The following is a 16842-nucleotide window of genomic DNA, read 5'->3' as shown; positions in this document are numbered from 1 at the left end:
TCTAGTTCTAGAAGTATCTTGTACTTAATCTTATTTGCTTAATTACTTAATAAAGCCAACTTTATACCATAATTGATGACCATTCGAATTGTCTGATGGCTTAGTTGAATACCCAGTTAGTTTATTATTAACTGCAATCACTTTATAAGAGTTATCCAATGGTAAAACATAAGCTTGATCATTCATGTATTCTTGCCATTGATGGAATTTTTCTACCCGATAACTATGATTAAAGGACTTTTGCGAATCAATCTCATTTAAAAGCTTATTATTTTTAGACGTTGCAAAGCGAGAATAATTCATAGGTGAAGACTCACCATACATTGAAGCTGGTGATGGCTCACTAGCTAAACTCCAGCCTGCCATATAAACGTCCACTTGTGGGTCATCATTTTGAATCTTGTCATAAAATGAATTAAACTCAGTTAATCGGCCACCAAGTAATTTTACATTCAAGCCAATCTTTTGCCATTGTTGGATATAATTTTGAACCGTTGGTTCTTGAGCTGAACTTCCTGTCATTGCCATGAAGTTAATAGTTAATGGCTTACCATTAGGTTGAACACGCCACTTACCCTTCTTCTTGTAGCCAGCTTTATCTAAAAGTTGATTGGCTTTCTTTAAGTTATAATTGTATCCTTTAGCATCCTTATCAAAATAATCGCCAAATTGAGCTGGAATTAGGGTTGGAATTCTAAAGCTTAAGCCGGAAGTATAATGTTGGTCAACAGAATCAACGTTAACTGCATAACCCATTGCCTGCCGTAGAGCTTTATTATTCATTTTTGCATTAGGATTCATCACATTTTTATCTTGCTTAGCATCCCATTTACCAACTTTAAAACCAATGTAGTGATATGCGAGAGGAATTTGTGCAACAAAGTTTACGCCTTTAGTGTCCTTAACCTCATTCCATTGGTCATTAACAACTTCAGCGACATCAAACTTGCGACTCTTGATACCTTGTGAAATTGAATTTTGTGAAATAACTTGCGAAACAATTTTATCTAGTTTTGGTTTACCACGCCAATAATATTTATTCGGAACCCAAGTTACAGATTGTCCACGAACAATTTTTTCAACTTTATACGGTCCAAAATATAATGGCTTCTTTCTAATTTGGTCAGAAGATTGTAATTTTTCAAATGGAATATTCTTTAGGTAATGATATGGGGCTGCGCTTTCCCAGAAATAACCGTTACCACTGTATAACATTCCAGGCTTCATTTCCTTAAAATGTAAAACAACCGTACGACCATTATCACCATCAGGCATTTCAATTCCAGAAATTGTCTTTGATTTGCCTTGATGGTATTCTTTTACGCCTTCAATTTCTTCCAGTTGACTACTATATCTCTGTGCCTTTGTCTTTTTATTAGCAAGAATTTCATATGGATATTCAAGATCCTTAGCGGTCACTTGCTTACCATCGGACCATTTAACACCTTTTTTAACCGTAATTGTGATAGTTTTAGCATTACGGTCAAGTTTCATTGTAGCTGGACCTTTGTTAGTAATCTTATAACTATCATCAGTATCAAATAATGATTCTTCTCCTGGCTCAGCTACTGAGCTATCTATCGCCGTTGTAGAAAGTTCGTCAGAAAAAACACCTGTAAATGGTGTATCAGTCTTAATAGCATACTTCAAAGTACCACCCTGCTTGGCCTCTTTAACAGGTACTGCTTGAGGGAATTTACTTGCCGTCTTAGCATTTTGGTTATTAGCAGTATTGCTATTTTTGCCACAGGCTACCAAAGTCAACGCTGCAGCTGAAGCAATACCTGCTGCGCGAAGAATTTTTGTCTTATTCATATTATTAAAACTCCTATCTAAATAATGAATAATCCCGTGTGTTCTTGGAATAAGCTAATACTTACATTTTAGCATAAGTTAGTTTAAGTTCAAATACTTATCATTTCATAAACATTAATGTATAGATAAATTAAAATTAACATTCTAATTAAATCCAAAAAAATAACTTCGTTTAATGACGAAGTTATTTTTAATATTAAGTTAGTTTTCTCTTTGTCTTGCATCACCAGCACGCTGGAATGCACGTCCAACATAGTTAACACTCAATGAAATTGCTAACAACATGACCGTAGCAGGTAGCCAAAGCCAAGGCCGACTTACAACGTTAACCGGATCGTTAGCAAAACCAATTAAGGTACCTAGTGAAGGAACTGTTGATGGCAAACCGTAGCCAATAAACGAAAGTGTTGTTTCAATACCAATGTTACTTGCGATTGCTAAAACCACATCAATAATAACCATTGAGGTAATATTCGGCAAAACTTCACGGAACATAATCTTTAAATCTGATGAACCTGAGGTTTTCGAAGCAAGAACATAATCTCTTCCACGTTGAGATAAGACGAACGCTCTAAAGTATCTCGCTGTAGTTGTCCAACCGAACATTGAGATAATCCATACTAAACTCACAGGACTATAATGCGGAATGACACTTACTAAAACAATTTCAATTGGCATAGCAGGTAAAACTTGAACAAAGTCAACTATTCTCATGATAATTGCATCGACATAACCGCCGTAATAACCAGAAACTAAGCCAACTACCAAACCAACAATTTCACAGACAGCAGTAACACCTAAACCAATCAAGATGGAGTTACGTCCACCCATGATTAGAAGGTTAACAATATCACGACCACCATCATCAGTGCCGAACAGATGACCGTTCATGCCCCATCCCATATAGGCATCAATAATATTTGTTTCTGTTACCTTTTCAGAATTTAAGAATAATGATCCTCCAAAAGTAAATAAGAGAATTAAAACAATAATGATAAATGCGGTAAGTGCAATTTTATCTTTGACAATTTCTCTAACTACTACCTTAAAACTTGAAGCAGGAGAAGAAACTTTTTTCTTTTTTACTTCTTGAGTTGAAGTGTTTTCTTTCTTTTCAGACATTTCTTTTCCTCCTTACTTAATTCTGATTCTTGGATCAACGATACTCATAATAATATCTGACAAAAGATTTCCGAGTAAAGTAAGGATACCAAAGATTAAAATCAATGCCGTCAAAGTGGTGTAATCACGTTGTCCAATTGAATCTAGGAATAGTTTACCCATTCCTGGGTAACTGAACACTGATTCTACAACCATAGAACCACTTAAAAGACCAGTAATAACTGTACCTATTGATGACGCAATTGGTAATAACGAGTTACGTAAAATATGTTTGTTGAAGACAACATTTTCGGGAACACCCTTACTGTGAGCGGTCCGAACGTAATCTTCGACTTTATTATCAACGATTCCTGTTCTCAGATACTGTACAATTGATGTCGTTGTTATCAATGCAACAAGACAAGCAGGCAAGATAATATGATAAATTTGACTGCCTAAAGTACCCCAGAAGCCAGAAGCGTTAGGTGAAACTGATCCAGAAATTGGGAACCATCCTAGCGTAAAACCAAATAACCAAATTCCTAAAATGTAAAAGACAAATGGCGGCACGGCAAAAGTAACGTAGTTAAAAATTTGAACTGCTTGATCTTGCCATTGATCTTGGTGACGTCCTGCAGTAACTCCCAAAGGAATAGAAATGCAGTAACTAAGAATAGTAGTCAACATTGCAAGCCAAAAAGTATTTACAGCACGATCAGCAATTAAAGAAGTAACTGGCACGTGTTGAATGTAACTGGTTCCAAGGTCGCCCTTAAATAAATTGCCAACCCAACGTCCATATTGAACTGGAGCTGGATCATAAAGACCTGCCGCTCTCTTCAATGCTTCAAGTTGCTTTGGATCAGTATTCGGATTGATTTGACCAGTAAATGGGTCACCTGGCATCATTTTAGCCAAGAAGAAGACTAAGATACTCAAGATAATCAATTGAGGAATCATAATTAATATACGTCTTAAGACTGTTTTCCACATTATTAGTCTCTCCCCTTTTCGTTTAATTCTTCTCGCTGAAGTTCATCTTTAGGTAATGCAACCCAGTGCTTTCCGGACACTTGTTGAAGTGGGAAGACACGACCGTCTTTATCATACCATTTACTTTGATCATTCTGAAATTCTTGTTCAACTTCTTCACGATGCTTCTTATGTTCTTCACGGTGCTCAACATCTACAACCGGAATCGCAGAAAGTAAACGTTTGGTGTAAATGTGAATTGGATGATTATAGATATCTTCACGGGTACCAATTTCAACTAGTCGTCCACGGTGCATAATTGCCAAGTTCTCAGACATGTGCTTAACAACACCTAAGTCGTGTGAAATAAATAAATATGCAATGTTGTACTGCTGTTGAATATGTTTCATGAAGTTCAAAACTTGCGCCTGAACCGACAAGTCCAAAGCACTCGTTGGTTCATCAGCAACGATTAGCCTTGGATTTGTTGCAACAGCACGAGCAACACCAATTCTTTGTCTCTGACCACCTGAAAATTCATGTGGGTACTTGTAGATAGCATCACTTGGCATACCAACGATATCCAATAATTCTTGTACTCGATCACGTTCTTGATCTGTAGTCAAATTTTCAAAGTTACGAATTGGTTCAGCAATGATGTCTTCAATTCGTTTTCTAGGATTCAAACTTGACATTGAATCTTGGAAAATCATCTGGACATCTTTGTTGTAATCAAGCTTTTTTCTATTCTTTGATTTAGTAATATCAACATCTTTATAAATGATTTGACCACTAGTTACAGGTTCTACACCAACTATTGCCTTACCTGTCGTTGATTTACCCGATCCTGATTCACCAATTAAGCCATAAGTCTCACCTTCGTTAATGGTAATACTTACGTCATCAACGGCACGAACATAATCTGTTATTCTGTTCCAAAAACCTGATCTAATTGGGTAATGTACCTTTAAATTTTTAACTTGAATAATTTCTTTAGCCATAATTACTCCCCACTTGCTTCAGCATCTTGAAAGTGGAACGTCTTCCAGCACGTGCATCTTACCCAGTGTCCTGGTTCAACTTCATGCATGACTGGTTCTTTTTCGTGCGCACTTGCTGGAATCCATGGGATTCTAGCCGCAAAACGATCACCTTCACGCGGCATATTTTGCAATGAAGGAACAGTTCCATGAATAACGTGTAAATCCTCATCCTCATCTTCAGATTGAGGCATTGAATTTAAAAGTGAGCGAGTATAAGGGTGAAGTGGATGCTCAAAAATAGTCTTAACATCGGCTTTTTCAACTACTTGACCAGCATACATAACAGCAACTTGGTCAGCAGTTTCAGCAACAACACCCAAATCATGAGTAATTAAAATAATACCAGAATGTGACTGCCGTTGAATATCTTCTAGCAAGTCCAAAATTTGGGCTTGAATAGTAACATCCAAAGCAGTAGTTGGTTCATCAGCAATAATAATTTCTGGCTTACATGCAATTGCCATCGCAATAACGATCCGTTGACGCAAACCACCTGAAAGCTCAAATGGATACATAGAATAAGTTTCTTCAGGCTTAGGCATACCAACTTGATTAAAAAGTTCAATTACCCGTGCATGACGCTCTTTTTCATTCATATCCGTATGATAATAAAGCGTTTCGGCAACTTGATCGCCAACCCGCATTAATGGGTTTAAACTTGCAAGAGGATCTTGGAAGATCATTCCGATCTTATTACCACGAATCTTATCAAACAAGGTTTCATTTAAACCTACGAGATTCAATTCATTATATAAAATATCACCAGTTACTTTTGTATTTTTATGGTCATACAGACCAATTATACTTGCAGCTATTGTACTCTTACCACAGCCAGATTCACCTACGACTGATAAAATTTCATCACGCTTCAGAGTTATATTAATATCATCGGCAGCATCATAAAATTTTCCTTGTAATCGGTAAGCAGTATGCAAATGCTGGATATCTAGCAAGAGATCACTTTGTTTTTCCAAAGGCCATTCCCCTCTCAAATTTTCAACAGATTTATTAAAGATACTTAATAAATTTATTTAATTTCTAATTATATACATCAAATCGGCTACATGCAAATGCCAAATCAATATTTTAGAAATTATTTTTGGTGAGCTGCAATATAATTAACCGCATCTCCCACTGTTTTTATTTTCTCAGCATCTTCATCTGAAATTTCTGAGCCGAATTCATCTTCAAGCTGTAAGATGAATTCAACAAGATCAATTGAATCTGCATCCAAATCATTGGTAAAATTGGTTTCCTTTGTAATTTTATCTTTATCAACTTCAAAATTGTCTGCCAAAATATCTCTAATCTTGGTAAAAATTTCTTCTTCGGTCATCATTTCTTCTCCTTGTTACTATTAGTTAATTCCGTTAGTTTTTAACCGCAAATTCGCTTCTAAATTCTCCGATAATATTTTCTTTTAGTATTTTATCAATTTGCTTAATCGTAAAGTAAACTGCTCGTTGATCTGAACGGCCATGCGTCTTAACTACTGGAGCATCAACTCCAAGTAAAACTGCCCCGCCGTATTTATCAACGTCAAACTTAGAAACCAATCCCTTCAATGCCTTTTTAATTAATAAAGCTCCAATTTTAACCATAAAACCACTATTTAGCAACTTATCTTTTAATAAATGGATTAAAACAGAAGATGTGCCTTCAATATTTTTTAAAACTGCATTTCCAGTAAAGCCATCAGTTGCAACTACATCGGCCTTGCCTTCCAAAAGTTCATTGCCTTCAATGTTACCAACAAAGTTAAGGTCACTATCGAGTAGCAATTGATAAGCAGATTGATGCAAATCGTCTCCCTTATCGCTTTCTGAACCATTATTAAGAAGGGCAACGCGTGGATTTTTGACACCCCGTACTTTTTCAGCATAATACGATGCCATTTTAGCCCAAGTTAAAAGGTATTCAGGTTTGCTTTTAGCATTAGCACCAACATCAATCATGTTAAAGCCATCATCCGAATTTTTAACCGGTAACGTAGGCATAAACCCTGGTCGTGCTATACCTTTAATTCGTCCAATAATGAAAATACCACAAGCAAGAATTGAACCCGTATTTCCTAAAGACAACAAAGCATCTGCTTTGCCTTGCTTCACAAATTGTGCAGCAACGACTAAAGACGAATCTTTTTTAGTCCTTATTGCTTTTACTGGTTCATCCTCATCATTAATGATTTCGGATGTTGCTACAATTTCAATCCGATCTTGATCAGAGCCAACCAGTTTTCTGATTTTTTTCTGGTCACCAAATAAAATAAATTTAGTGTCGGTTAATTCAGCCTTTGCTTGCAAAACGGCTTGGACAATAGCTTTGGGGGCATTCTCGCCACCCATTGCATCAACTGCAATTGTTCTCATTTGTCACCACAATCTTTTCTAAGTACGTTCTTGCTGTAATTGTTTATATTCTAGCACTTGTTGTAAATTTTTATGCGTAGAATTTGTTAAATTTGGATCTTTTTTGATTAATTCCTGTGCTTCTTTTTGCGCAACCACCAAAGTTTCATAATTATTCACTACGTTGCCGACCTGGAATTCCGGCAGACCAGACTGTGCTTTACCAAACAAATCTCCTTCACCACGCATTTTCAAATCCTCCTCGGCAAGCTTAAAACCGTCCGTTGTCGAAGCGATGATTTTCATGCGTGATTTTCCTGCCTCCGTTTTAGGATCAGCCAGAAAAATACAATAACTTTGTGTGCTGCCTCGACCGATTCGACCTCGAAGTTGGTGCAATTGACTAATACCAAAGCGATCAGCATTATAGATCACCATCATATTGGCATTTGCCACGTCAACCCCTACTTCAATTACGCTGGTTGTCACTAAGATATCAATTTGACCTGCCCCAAAGGCAGCCATAATGTCCTCTTTTTTGTTGCCAGGCATTTGACCATGAAGAAGTACTACTTTTTGGTCAGGAAAATCGTGACTTAATTTTTCAAAAAGCTCTTCTGCATTTTTTAAATCCAATGCCTCAGATTCGGTAATTAACGGTGTAACTGCGTAAATCTGGAAGCCCTGCGCCAATTGCTCGCGCATCAATTGATAGACTTCCTTCATTTGGCCACTAGTTTTCCAAGAAGACTTTATTTGCTTACGACCAGCAGGCAAATGACGTATTTCAGAAACAGTGGTATCGCCGTAGACAGTTAGGGCTAATGTCCGCGGAATCGGTGTCGCGGTCATTGCCAAAACATCAGGTACATTACCTTTATTTATTAAAGTTTGCCTTTGACTGACACCAAAACGGTGCTGCTCATCAATAATGACGACACCTAAGTTTTTAAAAATCACTTTTGCTTGAATTAAAGCGTGAGTTCCAACTACAACATTAATTGTACCATCTGTTAATTCGCGATAAATTTCCCGTCGTTCTAAAGTTTTGGTAGTCCCAGTTAATAGTGCACACCTAACTCCAAATGGTCGGAGTAGCTCATCAATTTTTTTAAAATGCTGAGTGGCTAAAATTTCCGTTGGCACCATCAGGGCCGCTTGAAAGCCTGCAGTAATTGCAGCATAAATGACATAAATAGCAACAATTGTCTTTCCTGAACCAACATCCCCCTGTAAAAGACGGTTCATCTGTCTAGTTGAATGAATATCAGCAAATATTTCATTGATTACCTGTTTCTGGTCAGCAGATAATTCAAATGGCAGTTCTTTAGTCAGCCGGGCTATTTCAGTTAAATCATATTTTTTGGCAATACCACGATTGTGCTTATTTTGACTAGTTAATTGGGCCAATTCTGTTTGGAAAATAAAGAATTCACGAAAAATTGCACTTCTTTTCGCTAATTGCGCTTCTCGTGCATTCTTAGGATGGTGCATTTGAACGATAATCTGTTGTTCAGAAAGCAATCTGTATTTATTTCTCAATGATTCCGGAACGATATCCTCAACTTCAGGTAAAAAATCTTCAATAGCTAAATTTATTAACTCAACAAGCTTTTTTTGCCGGATATTGCGGTTAACCGAATAAATTGGCGCCATTCCACTATCATTTTCTTTACTAGCGACAAATTTAAAGCCAGATAAGCTTTGTCTAGAAGCATTATACTTGCCATAAACAGCCACTTCTTTGCCAATTGTAATTTTGTCCTTTAACCAAGGTTGATTAAAAAAATTGACCATGACAACATCATGGTCAATTCTTATTTTAAAACTAAGTCTGCTTTTTTTATAACCAAAACGACTGACAAAGGCCTCAGTTGCTACTATTCCCTTCAGCATTACCTTTTGACCATCCATGATCTGATCAAGAGGTATCGTCTGCAGTTCATCGTAGCGAAAAGGAAAATAAAACAACAAATCATATATGCTGTAAATGCCTAAACTTCCAAGTGCAGCCGCAGTTTTTGTCCCGACACCTTTTAAGTCAGTGACAGGAGCAAACAACTTCTTTGTATTCATTTTTATTCAACAGAAATCAAGAAATTGTAGACAGGTTGACCACCATTATGAATTTCAAATTCAAGATCGTCATGCTTGTTCTTAAGTGCCTCTGCAACTTGGTTAGCTTCTTCTTTGTTAGAATCCCGACCAAACATAATTGTTATGATTTCGGAATCTTCATCCAGCATTTTTTCAACCATATCAATCGTTGAATTAATCAAATCCGTTTCCGCAACCTGAATGTCACCGTCAATGATGCCGAGATAGTCATTTTCATGAATCTCTACACCATTAATTGTCGTATCACGGTTCGCCTTAGTCACTTCACCAGAAACAACATCTTCTAAAGCATCTGTCATACTTTCAACGTTATCGTCAAGAGAATCATCAGCATCAAAGGAAAGCATTGCAGTCAGACCTTGTGAAATTGTTTTAGTTGGAACAATGCCAACAGGTATATCACTTACTTCAGCAGCCTGCTTAGCGGCCATCACGATATTGCCATTATTTGGTAAAACAATCGCCTTCTTAGCACCAGACTTTTTAATTGCGTCAATAATGTCTTGGGTAGATGGGTTCATCGTCTGACCACCAGAAATAATTCTATTGACTCCTTCGCTTTCAAACAGCTTACGAATACCGTTACCTGAAGCAACAGCAATTACAGCAAAATCAACACTTTCTTGCTCTTCTTCACTGTTATTAACGATTGTCTCGTGCTGAATCCGCATATTGTCAATCTTAATTTTACCTAGTTGGCCAAATTGCTTGCCGTATTCAAAGACAGCACCTGGATGCTCAGTATGAATATGGACTTTAGCAACTTCATCATCGGAAACGGCCAATAAAGAATCGCCTATTTGTGACAAGTGTGCTCTAAATTCTTCCAGGTCAAAAGGTTTTTTATTAGGAACATCGGCAGTCAAGTCAACCATGATTTCCGTACAATAACCATTAGCTATATCTTGAGTAGATAGTTGGGATTGAACTGATTGGTGGTGCATGGCATTAATCATTTCATCCATTTCACCTTCATCAGGCTGATAACGATCAGCAAAGTTTTCTCCTAATAAACCTTCTAAGAAACCTTCATAAATGAAGAGCAAGCCTTGACCACCTGAATCAACCACCCCAACTTGTTTTAAGACTGGTAATAAATCAGGGGTCGTCTTAAGAGCAGCTTTTGCCCCCTCTACAATTGCCTTCATTACTTCTTCAACATCGTCAGTTTCATTGGCCTTATTAGCACCTTCTTGGGCAGCAACCCGGGCAACAGTTAGAATAGTCCCTTCAACAGGTTTCATAACAGCCTTGTATGCAGTTGCAACACCATTTGAAAAAGCATTTGCAAGCTCTTGAGCATTTAAAGTTTTCATGCCTTGGGTAGCTTTATAAACACCCCTAAAGAGTTGTGAAGAAATGACCCCACTGTTGCCGCGAGCACCCATTAACATTCCCTTGGCAAGACTTTCAGTTAAGTCGCCAACACTTGTACTAGTATTTTCACTAACAGCTTTCGCGCCGCTTTCAATAGTCAAATTCATATTAGTACCAGTGTCTCCATCCGGAACTGGGAAAACGTTCAAGGAGTTAATAAACTCTGCGTTACGTCCAAGTCGATGCGTGGCCACACGAACCATATCTCTAAACTTTTTACTATCTATTTCCTTTAAAACCAATATTCTTACCCTCCGCTTGAGTTATTCATCAAGCACTTTAACACTTTGAACGATGACATTAACAGCTTTCGTATCAATTCCAAGTTGATTCTTCAAATTGAACTTGACGCTAGTTTGTACGTTACGGCTAACTTCTGAAATTTTTAGTCCGTAACCAACAATTATATAAACATCAACCGTAATTTTATTATCTTCTGACTTAACAACAACACCACGTTTATAATTTGCTCGATTTAGAATTCCATCAAAACCGTCTCGAATAGCATTCTTTGATGCCATCCCGACAACGCCATAATTGGATGTAGCTGCACTACCAACGACAATTGCAATTACTCCATTAGAAATGTCAATCAAGCCATCTTTTGTTTTGATTTTAACAGCCATGTTTATCCTCCGTATCATTGTTCTCAATATTATGAATCTATTTTATCATAGTAATCAAGTATTAATGCAAAATTCCATTTATAAAAAATACTTTTACGGTTGCAAAGATCTTAAGGATATGCTATCTTAGTTTAGTATGAAAACACAAATAAAGGAGGTTTAGCAAATGGCAAAAGATTATATAACTGGTAAAAAGACCACTTTCGGCAACACGCGTTCACATTCTTTGAATTCATCACGTCGTACCTGGAAGCCAAACCTTCAAAAAGTTCGTATTCTTGTTGATGGTAAACCAAAGCGTGTATGGGTTTCAACTAAGACTTTGAAGTCTGGTAAAGTAACTCGTGCGTAATAACGATAAAAACTGGCAGATTTATCTGTCAGTTTTTTATTTTATAAATTAAACATAAAAAACCATTTTTCTTTTTATTGAGCTGATAACAAATGCTCATTAAATTGAAAAATGGTTTTTTGCTAAATATTTTGGTAGCGATCAAGGTCTTTTGACTGTATAACGGCTAAAACACCTTGATCACAAGCCAGATTAAATGTCTCACTTGCCGGTAAAAACTCGTTTGAGCCAAAAGAAACGGGTATGGGACTGTTGTAACCAGTTAAATGATACTTTGACCCACTGATATTTAAATTTTGAACAGGCGTTAAGTTAATAACACCAAAATACTTATGGCCGGGTAATTTTTTTACGGTATAAGTTCCAGGCCGATAAAATTGAATTTCATTTTGCTGATCGACAATTGCTATTTTTTCCGTATAAGCACTAAATTCTGGTTTTAATACCATCAGTAAGTTATTCATAAAATGATCAAGACGGCCACCAGTCGATCCAAAGAGGGTTAAAAACTCTGCCCCGTAATCTTCAAACGCATATCTAATCATTAATTCAGTATCAGTCAGATCCTTTTCAGGTACCGAGTAGCGGATATCTGCCACTGTTTGTTCTATTTGCGAAAGTTCCTGCGGCTTTAAAGAATCAAAATCTCCAACTGCTAAATCTGGCTTTAAGCCCAATTCCCGCAACAAGATGCTGCCCCGATCAACGCCAATCAAAAACTCGCCATTTTGCCTAGCTTGCTTTAACTGTGCCGTCAAATCAGTTGGCCATTGATCCTTCGGCGCACCCAATAACGCTATTGCTTTCATCATTCATCAATACTCTGTCTTAATTTAGTAATTTGCTGGGGTATGCTGTCTTGACAGAAAAGATATGAACCGGCAACAAAAATTTCCGCACCAGCCTTTTTAGTTAGCTGTGCCGTTTCATCATTAATTCCACCGTCTACTTCGATTGGAACATTATCGCCAATAATTTTCTTAGCTTCTTCAATCTTAGGACATGATTCGGAAATAAACTTTTGTCCGCCAAAGCCTGGATATACGGTCATAATCAGAACTTGATCAATTAAAGCACTATATTTAGCCAAGACAGAAACCGGAGTATCAGGATTTAAGACCAGCCCCACTTTAACTTTACTTGCATGCAAAAATGCAATCCATTTGCTTAAATCTTCTTCATTAATTGCTTCATAGTGAAGCAGAATAAGATCAGCTCCTGCCTTAATAAATGCTGGAACAAGATCATCTGGATTATCACTCATCAGATGGACTTCTGCTTCTAGATCAGGGAAAGCTTTCTTAAAGTCGCTAACTACCTGAGGTCCAAATGACAAATTAGGAACAAAATGGCCATCCATGATATCAATGTGAAAGCGAGTTATTCCTGCATCTGCAGCAACTTGGATGTCTTTAATCAAATCTAAATTATTAATGTTTAAAATCGAAGGTGCAATCAAAATTATTCTCCTTACTTCAAATACTCAGGAATGCGACCATTTTCAATTTCTGACCGCATTAATAGGTAATCATCATAACGACTTTGTAAAAATTGTTTTTCTTCTACTAATTTTTTCACTTCACATTTAGGCTCTTTTAAATGCTGACAGCCCCTAAACTTGCATTTAGCACTTGCCTTTTTAAATTCAACAAAATAGTTGCATAATTCATTAATTTTAATCGGCGTAAAATCAAGCGCGGAAAATCCCGGAGTATCAGCCAAAAAGCCCTCACCCAATTTAAACAACTGGACAGTTCTAGTCGTATGCTTGCCCCGATTCAAGCTAGTAGAAATTGCTCCTGTTTTCTGTTTAAGGTCTTTTTTCAGGTGATTAATTAGGGTGGATTTCCCGGCACCCGATTGTCCAGCCAGTGTCCAAATTTGCGCAGAAGTAATGGCTAAGGGTAACTTAGCAGCCAAATCTTCCCATTTGTAGTAAACAGGGTAACCAATTTTGACATAGTAAGCTAAACTTTTACTAATCTCATTAAACCTGTTTGCATCGATCAGGTCACTTTTTGAAAGATAAATACTAACTGCCACTTTTTGCCAAGAGAAAAAGGTTAAATAGCGATCAAGCAGCTGCAAGGAAAAATCAGGCTCAACTGCCGACATTACCAATAAAACGTGATCAACATTGGCAAGAGCTGGACGACCGATCAGATTCGTTCGTGGTAAAACTTCGACTAAGTAACTTGTTCCTTGCTCATCTATTTGAATTTTGACGCGATCACCCACAACAGGCTTCATTTTGGTTTTCCGAAAAAGTCCGCGTGCTCGTGTCCGCACAACTTGATCCTTAGTTTGAACATCATAAAAACCGGCAATTAAGCCAATAATTATTCCTTCAGTCTGCTTTGTCATTTAGTCACCTTTTCATTCAGGATGGTTTGTCCATCGCGAACAACTCGTAATTCACCAGAATGGTTCTTCAGTAAAAATGGAATTGAGAAATTAACATCCCGCTTAATGTATAAATCACGATAAATATTATCAATCGAATGATTATCATCCGCAATATAAATCTGAACGTGATTGCCGCGCTTGTTTGATGAGTCATCGTCATCATCGTCTTCATAGGTAATCGTAAACGTTTTAATAACCGTAGAGTCTCTTTCGGCCTTGGGCCCTTCCGAAACACTCACAACAATCGTACTTCCTCTAGGAACCTCTGTGCCAGCAGATGGACTCATCGAAATGATATTCCCCTTTTTCACCCGTTTAGAATACGTTGGTGTTACTTGCAAAATCAATTCATGTTTATGAGCGAATTCTTGGACGGCCTTAAGAGAATAATTTTTAAAGTTAGGTAATTTTACACTCTTGCGCCGATCATTGTCATCTCTACCTTTAGAGACAACTAACGTAATTGTTGTCCTTGCCGGTTTTACTTCAACATCTGCCGCAATACTTTGCGAAATTACGTGGTTGACGGGAACATTATCAGAGAATTGATTTTCGCGAATAACGTCAAAGCCCATTTTTTCTAACTTATAGACGGCTCTTTCATATGCCTCTCCGGTTACATCAGGTACACGGACCATTCCCGCCCCGTCTGACACATAAATATCAACGAAGCGACCTTTCTTCAAACTTTTTCCTGCGCTTGGAGAAGTTCGAATAACTTTCCCGCGTTTGATACTGTTAGAATTTCGGTGCTTAATTTGTCCCACTTTGAGACCGACATTTTCAATTTGTTGTCGGGCACGGTCTTCCGATAAATTAGTCACATCTGGAATTCTAATATCATTGCGACTATTATTAGTAACAACAAAAAACATTAAGACGACTACTAAAATTGCTGCCAAGCCAACAAATAGCCACCACCATTTGTGATTGCGCAATGCTTGAAAGAAGTTTGTCTTTTTAGGTAATTCTTTTTCTTCATTTTGCTCAATCTCATCTTCAACCTTTTGCTCAGTTGACTTTGGCTTAGACTTAGCATTGAAATTAGGCAAAATAATAGTTTCATCGTCATTGACACCATGAGTCGGTTCAAAAACGGGTTCATCTGCGCGGGCTGGATCTAAACTAGTATCAAGATCTGATTGCATTTCCCTAGCAGAAGCATACCGGTCACGCGGGTCTTTGGCTGTTGCTTTTAGCACAACGTTTTCAAGTGCCTGAGGCACATTTGCATCTTTTTCCTTAATAGAAGGAATTGGCTCCTGGGCATGCTTAAGTGCAATCGCGACTGCCGAATCCCCGTTGAACGGAACCGAACCGGTTATTAATTCGTAAAGAATAATACCTAAAGAATAAATATCAGACTGCTTAGTAATTAAGCCGCCACGAGTCTGCTCGGGCGACATATAATGAACAGAACCAAGAGCAGAATTAGTTTGGGTAATTGAATTTTGATTCAGGGCTACAGCAATCCCAAAATCCGCTATTTTAATATTTCCCCTTTTATCCATGAGGATATTTTGCGGCTTTAAGTCACGGTGAATCACATTATGCTTATGAGCCAATGCCATCGCACTTAAAATTTGATCCATAATTCGGATAACATCATGCAAATCTAGGGGCGAATTTTGTAATATATAGTCCTTTAAGTCCGGGCCATCAACATATTCCATTACCATATAAGGTAATCCCTGATCAGTACCGACATCGAGAACCATGACAATATTTGGATGACTTAGTTCACTAGTCGCGAGGGCTTCACGCTGAAAACGAGCCAATGTCTGCGGTTCTTTTTGCAAATCCAATCTTAAGATTTTAACTGCTACTTTGCGCTGTAAAATGATGTCTTCTGCTAAATAAACATTAGCCATTCCACCTTCACCCAGCGTATCAAGGATGCGATAACGGTCACCTAATAAATATCCTTTATTGATCACTAGTCATCACCGCCTTCATTTAACACTAGGCAAACTGTGATATTGTCTCCACCACCTAAACGATTAGCCTCATTAATTAATTTATGACAACGGTCTTTAAGCGATAAGCCCTTAGTAGCCAAAATTTGTTGAATTTGCGGATCGCTTAAGGAATTGGTCAAACCATCAGTACATAATAATATCAGGTCATTATCCTTTAAATCGATTTGACAAAACTCGGGGTCAACCGTACTGGAAACACCTAGCGATTGCGTAATGATATTTTTTTGTGGGTGATTTTTTGCTTGTTGCTTGGTAATCTGACCCATTTTCACTAATTCATTAACTAGTGAGTGATCTTCTACTAATTGCGTAAATTGACCATCAGAATAGCCATAAGCCCTTGAGTCACCTAAATGAGCAATCAGGGCTTGGTGATCGAATACAATTGCTAAAACAATTGTTGTCCCCATTCCATTTAGATCAGGAAAGCGATCAGCGGTGCGCAAGATTGTTTCATTTTCAGAGCTCAATTGCACATCCAGCCATTTATGCGCACTAACACAATCGTTAAAATCAGTCATGCTAAAACTATGTCCGAGATGACTGACAGCCATCGTTGAGGCAACATCCCCGCCTTGGTGACCACCCATGCCATCACAGACAATCGCCATTGTTACATTACTTTTATTTTCAAAAACTTGAACAAAATCTTGATTACTTTTCCGTATCCGACCAATACTGGAAGCAAATGCTGTTTTTATCAAA

General features: G+C 37.6%; 16 protein-coding genes. 1 reads left to right on the top strand and 15 read right to left on the bottom strand.

Annotated features, from left to right (window positions below):
- Positions 1 to 42: 42 nt before the first annotated feature.
- The 10 genes from J3U54_RS06020 to J3U54_RS05975 form a co-directional block, all read right to left on the bottom strand.
- Positions 43 to 1815, bottom strand: coding sequence for an oligopeptide ABC transporter substrate-binding protein (locus J3U54_RS06020; RefSeq protein WP_267385441.1), 1773 nt, complete (start codon positions 1813 to 1815; stop codon positions 43 to 45).
- Positions 1816 to 2016: 201 nt separating this feature from the next.
- Positions 2017 to 2937, bottom strand: coding sequence for an ABC transporter permease (locus J3U54_RS06015; RefSeq protein ID WP_103751792.1), 921 nt, complete (start codon positions 2935 to 2937; stop codon positions 2017 to 2019).
- Between the two features lie 12 nt (positions 2938 to 2949).
- Positions 2950 to 3909 (bottom strand): oligopeptide ABC transporter permease, encoded by a 960-nt coding sequence (opp4B, locus tag J3U54_RS06010; protein ID WP_103751793.1) that lies wholly within the window; start codon positions 3907 to 3909, stop codon positions 2950 to 2952.
- Between the two features lie 2 nt (positions 3910 to 3911).
- Positions 3912 to 4889 (bottom strand): ATP-binding cassette domain-containing protein, encoded by a 978-nt coding sequence (locus J3U54_RS06005; protein ID WP_103751794.1) that lies wholly within the window; start codon positions 4887 to 4889, stop codon positions 3912 to 3914.
- 2 nt (positions 4890 to 4891) lie between these two features.
- The gene (locus J3U54_RS06000; RefSeq protein ID WP_267385440.1) at positions 4892 to 5905 is read right to left on the bottom strand and encodes an ABC transporter ATP-binding protein; all 1014 of its coding nucleotides are present in this window, start codon (positions 5903 to 5905) and stop codon (positions 4892 to 4894) included.
- A gap of 119 nt (positions 5906 to 6024) precedes the next feature.
- A complete protein-coding gene (acpP, locus tag J3U54_RS05995; RefSeq protein WP_103751796.1) occupies positions 6025 to 6267 on the bottom strand; it encodes an acyl carrier protein in 243 nt (80 codons plus the stop codon).
- 34 nt (positions 6268 to 6301) lie between these two features.
- On the bottom strand, positions 6302 to 7300 hold the full coding sequence (gene plsX, locus J3U54_RS05990) for a phosphate acyltransferase PlsX (RefSeq protein ID WP_220219822.1): 999 nt from the start codon (positions 7298 to 7300) through the stop codon (positions 6302 to 6304).
- An 18-nt stretch (positions 7301 to 7318) separates the two neighbouring features.
- A complete protein-coding gene (gene recG, locus J3U54_RS05985) occupies positions 7319 to 9355 on the bottom strand; it encodes an ATP-dependent DNA helicase RecG (RefSeq protein WP_220234646.1) in 2037 nt (678 codons plus the stop codon).
- Between the two features lie 2 nt (positions 9356 to 9357).
- The gene (locus J3U54_RS05980; RefSeq protein WP_103751799.1) at positions 9358 to 11016 is read right to left on the bottom strand and encodes a DAK2 domain-containing protein; all 1659 of its coding nucleotides are present in this window, start codon (positions 11014 to 11016) and stop codon (positions 9358 to 9360) included.
- Positions 11017 to 11037: 21 nt separating this feature from the next.
- On the bottom strand, positions 11038 to 11400 hold the full coding sequence (locus tag J3U54_RS05975) for an Asp23/Gls24 family envelope stress response protein (RefSeq protein ID WP_103751800.1): 363 nt from the start codon (positions 11398 to 11400) through the stop codon (positions 11038 to 11040).
- A gap of 166 nt (positions 11401 to 11566) precedes the next feature.
- On the opposite strand from J3U54_RS05975, the gene rpmB reads away from it, so the two are divergent.
- Positions 11567 to 11752 carry a 50S ribosomal protein L28 gene (gene rpmB / locus J3U54_RS05970; protein WP_046307139.1) on the top strand — a complete coding sequence of 62 codons (186 nt, stop codon included), beginning with the start codon at positions 11567 to 11569 and terminating at the stop codon, positions 11750 to 11752.
- A 122-nt stretch (positions 11753 to 11874) separates the two neighbouring features.
- Here the strand turns inward: rpmB and J3U54_RS05965 are convergent, their stop codons facing one another.
- The 5 genes from J3U54_RS05965 to J3U54_RS05945 are packed head-to-tail and all read right to left on the bottom strand — an operon-like array spanning position 11875 to position 16841.
- Complete coding sequence (locus J3U54_RS05965) at positions 11875 to 12561, bottom strand: thiamine diphosphokinase (RefSeq protein ID WP_267385560.1); 687 nt, start codon at positions 12559 to 12561, stop codon at positions 11875 to 11877.
- Positions 12561 to 13214: a ribulose-phosphate 3-epimerase gene (gene rpe / locus J3U54_RS05960; protein ID WP_267385559.1), complete on the bottom strand. Its 654-nt coding sequence runs from the start codon at positions 13212 to 13214 to the stop codon at positions 12561 to 12563. Before rpe ends, J3U54_RS05965 begins: the two co-directional genes overlap by 1 nt.
- Before the next feature lie 8 nt (positions 13215 to 13222).
- Positions 13223 to 14116 carry a ribosome small subunit-dependent GTPase A gene (rsgA, locus tag J3U54_RS05955; RefSeq protein WP_220219825.1) on the bottom strand — a complete coding sequence of 298 codons (894 nt, stop codon included), beginning with the start codon at positions 14114 to 14116 and terminating at the stop codon, positions 13223 to 13225.
- On the bottom strand, positions 14113 to 16095 hold the full coding sequence (gene pknB / locus J3U54_RS05950; RefSeq protein ID WP_267385439.1) for a Stk1 family PASTA domain-containing Ser/Thr kinase: 1983 nt from the start codon (positions 16093 to 16095) through the stop codon (positions 14113 to 14115). The genes rsgA and pknB overlap by 4 nt, the downstream gene beginning before the upstream one ends.
- Positions 16095 to 16841 carry a Stp1/IreP family PP2C-type Ser/Thr phosphatase gene (locus J3U54_RS05945; RefSeq protein ID WP_220219827.1) on the bottom strand — a complete coding sequence of 249 codons (747 nt, stop codon included), beginning with the start codon at positions 16839 to 16841 and terminating at the stop codon, positions 16095 to 16097. The genes pknB and J3U54_RS05945 overlap by 1 nt, the downstream gene beginning before the upstream one ends.
- Position 16842 lies beyond the last annotated feature (1 nt).

Source organism: Lactobacillus sp. B4007, from assembly GCF_026535895.1.
Classification (GTDB): domain Bacteria; phylum Bacillota; class Bacilli; order Lactobacillales; family Lactobacillaceae; genus Lactobacillus; species Lactobacillus panisapium.
Note: the sequence above shows the minus strand (reverse complement) of the source record. Positions and strands in the feature narration are given on the sequence as shown.

Excerpts from the sequence above, each read along its gene's own strand:
- J3U54_RS05975 (WP_103751800.1), bottom strand. The coding sequence starts at position 11,400 with ATGGCTGTTAAAATCAAAACAAAAGATGGCTTGATTGACATTTCTAAT.
- opp4B (WP_103751793.1), bottom strand. The coding sequence starts at position 3,909 with ATGTGGAAAACAGTCTTAAGACGTATATTAATTATGATTCCTCAATTG.
- J3U54_RS06005 (WP_103751794.1), bottom strand. The coding sequence starts at position 4,889 with ATGGCTAAAGAAATTATTCAAGTTAAAAATTTAAAGGTACATTACCCA.
- J3U54_RS06015 (WP_103751792.1), bottom strand. The coding sequence starts at position 2,937 with ATGTCTGAAAAGAAAGAAAACACTTCAACTCAAGAAGTAAAAAAGAAA.
- acpP (WP_103751796.1), bottom strand. The coding sequence starts at position 6,267 with ATGACCGAAGAAGAAATTTTTACCAAGATTAGAGATATTTTGGCAGAC.
- plsX (WP_220219822.1), bottom strand. The coding sequence starts at position 7,300 with ATGAGAACAATTGCAGTTGATGCAATGGGTGGCGAGAATGCCCCCAAA.
- recG (WP_220234646.1), bottom strand. The coding sequence starts at position 9,355 with ATGAATACAAAGAAGTTGTTTGCTCCTGTCACTGACTTAAAAGGTGTC.
- rpmB (WP_046307139.1), top strand. The coding sequence starts at position 11,567 with ATGGCAAAAGATTATATAACTGGTAAAAAGACCACTTTCGGCAACACG.
- J3U54_RS06020 (WP_267385441.1), bottom strand. The coding sequence starts at position 1,815 with ATGAATAAGACAAAAATTCTTCGCGCAGCAGGTATTGCTTCAGCTGCA.
- rsgA (WP_220219825.1), bottom strand. The coding sequence starts at position 14,116 with ATGACAAAGCAGACTGAAGGAATAATTATTGGCTTAATTGCCGGTTTT.
- J3U54_RS05965 (WP_267385560.1), bottom strand. The coding sequence starts at position 12,561 with ATGAAAGCAATAGCGTTATTGGGTGCGCCGAAGGATCAATGGCCAACT.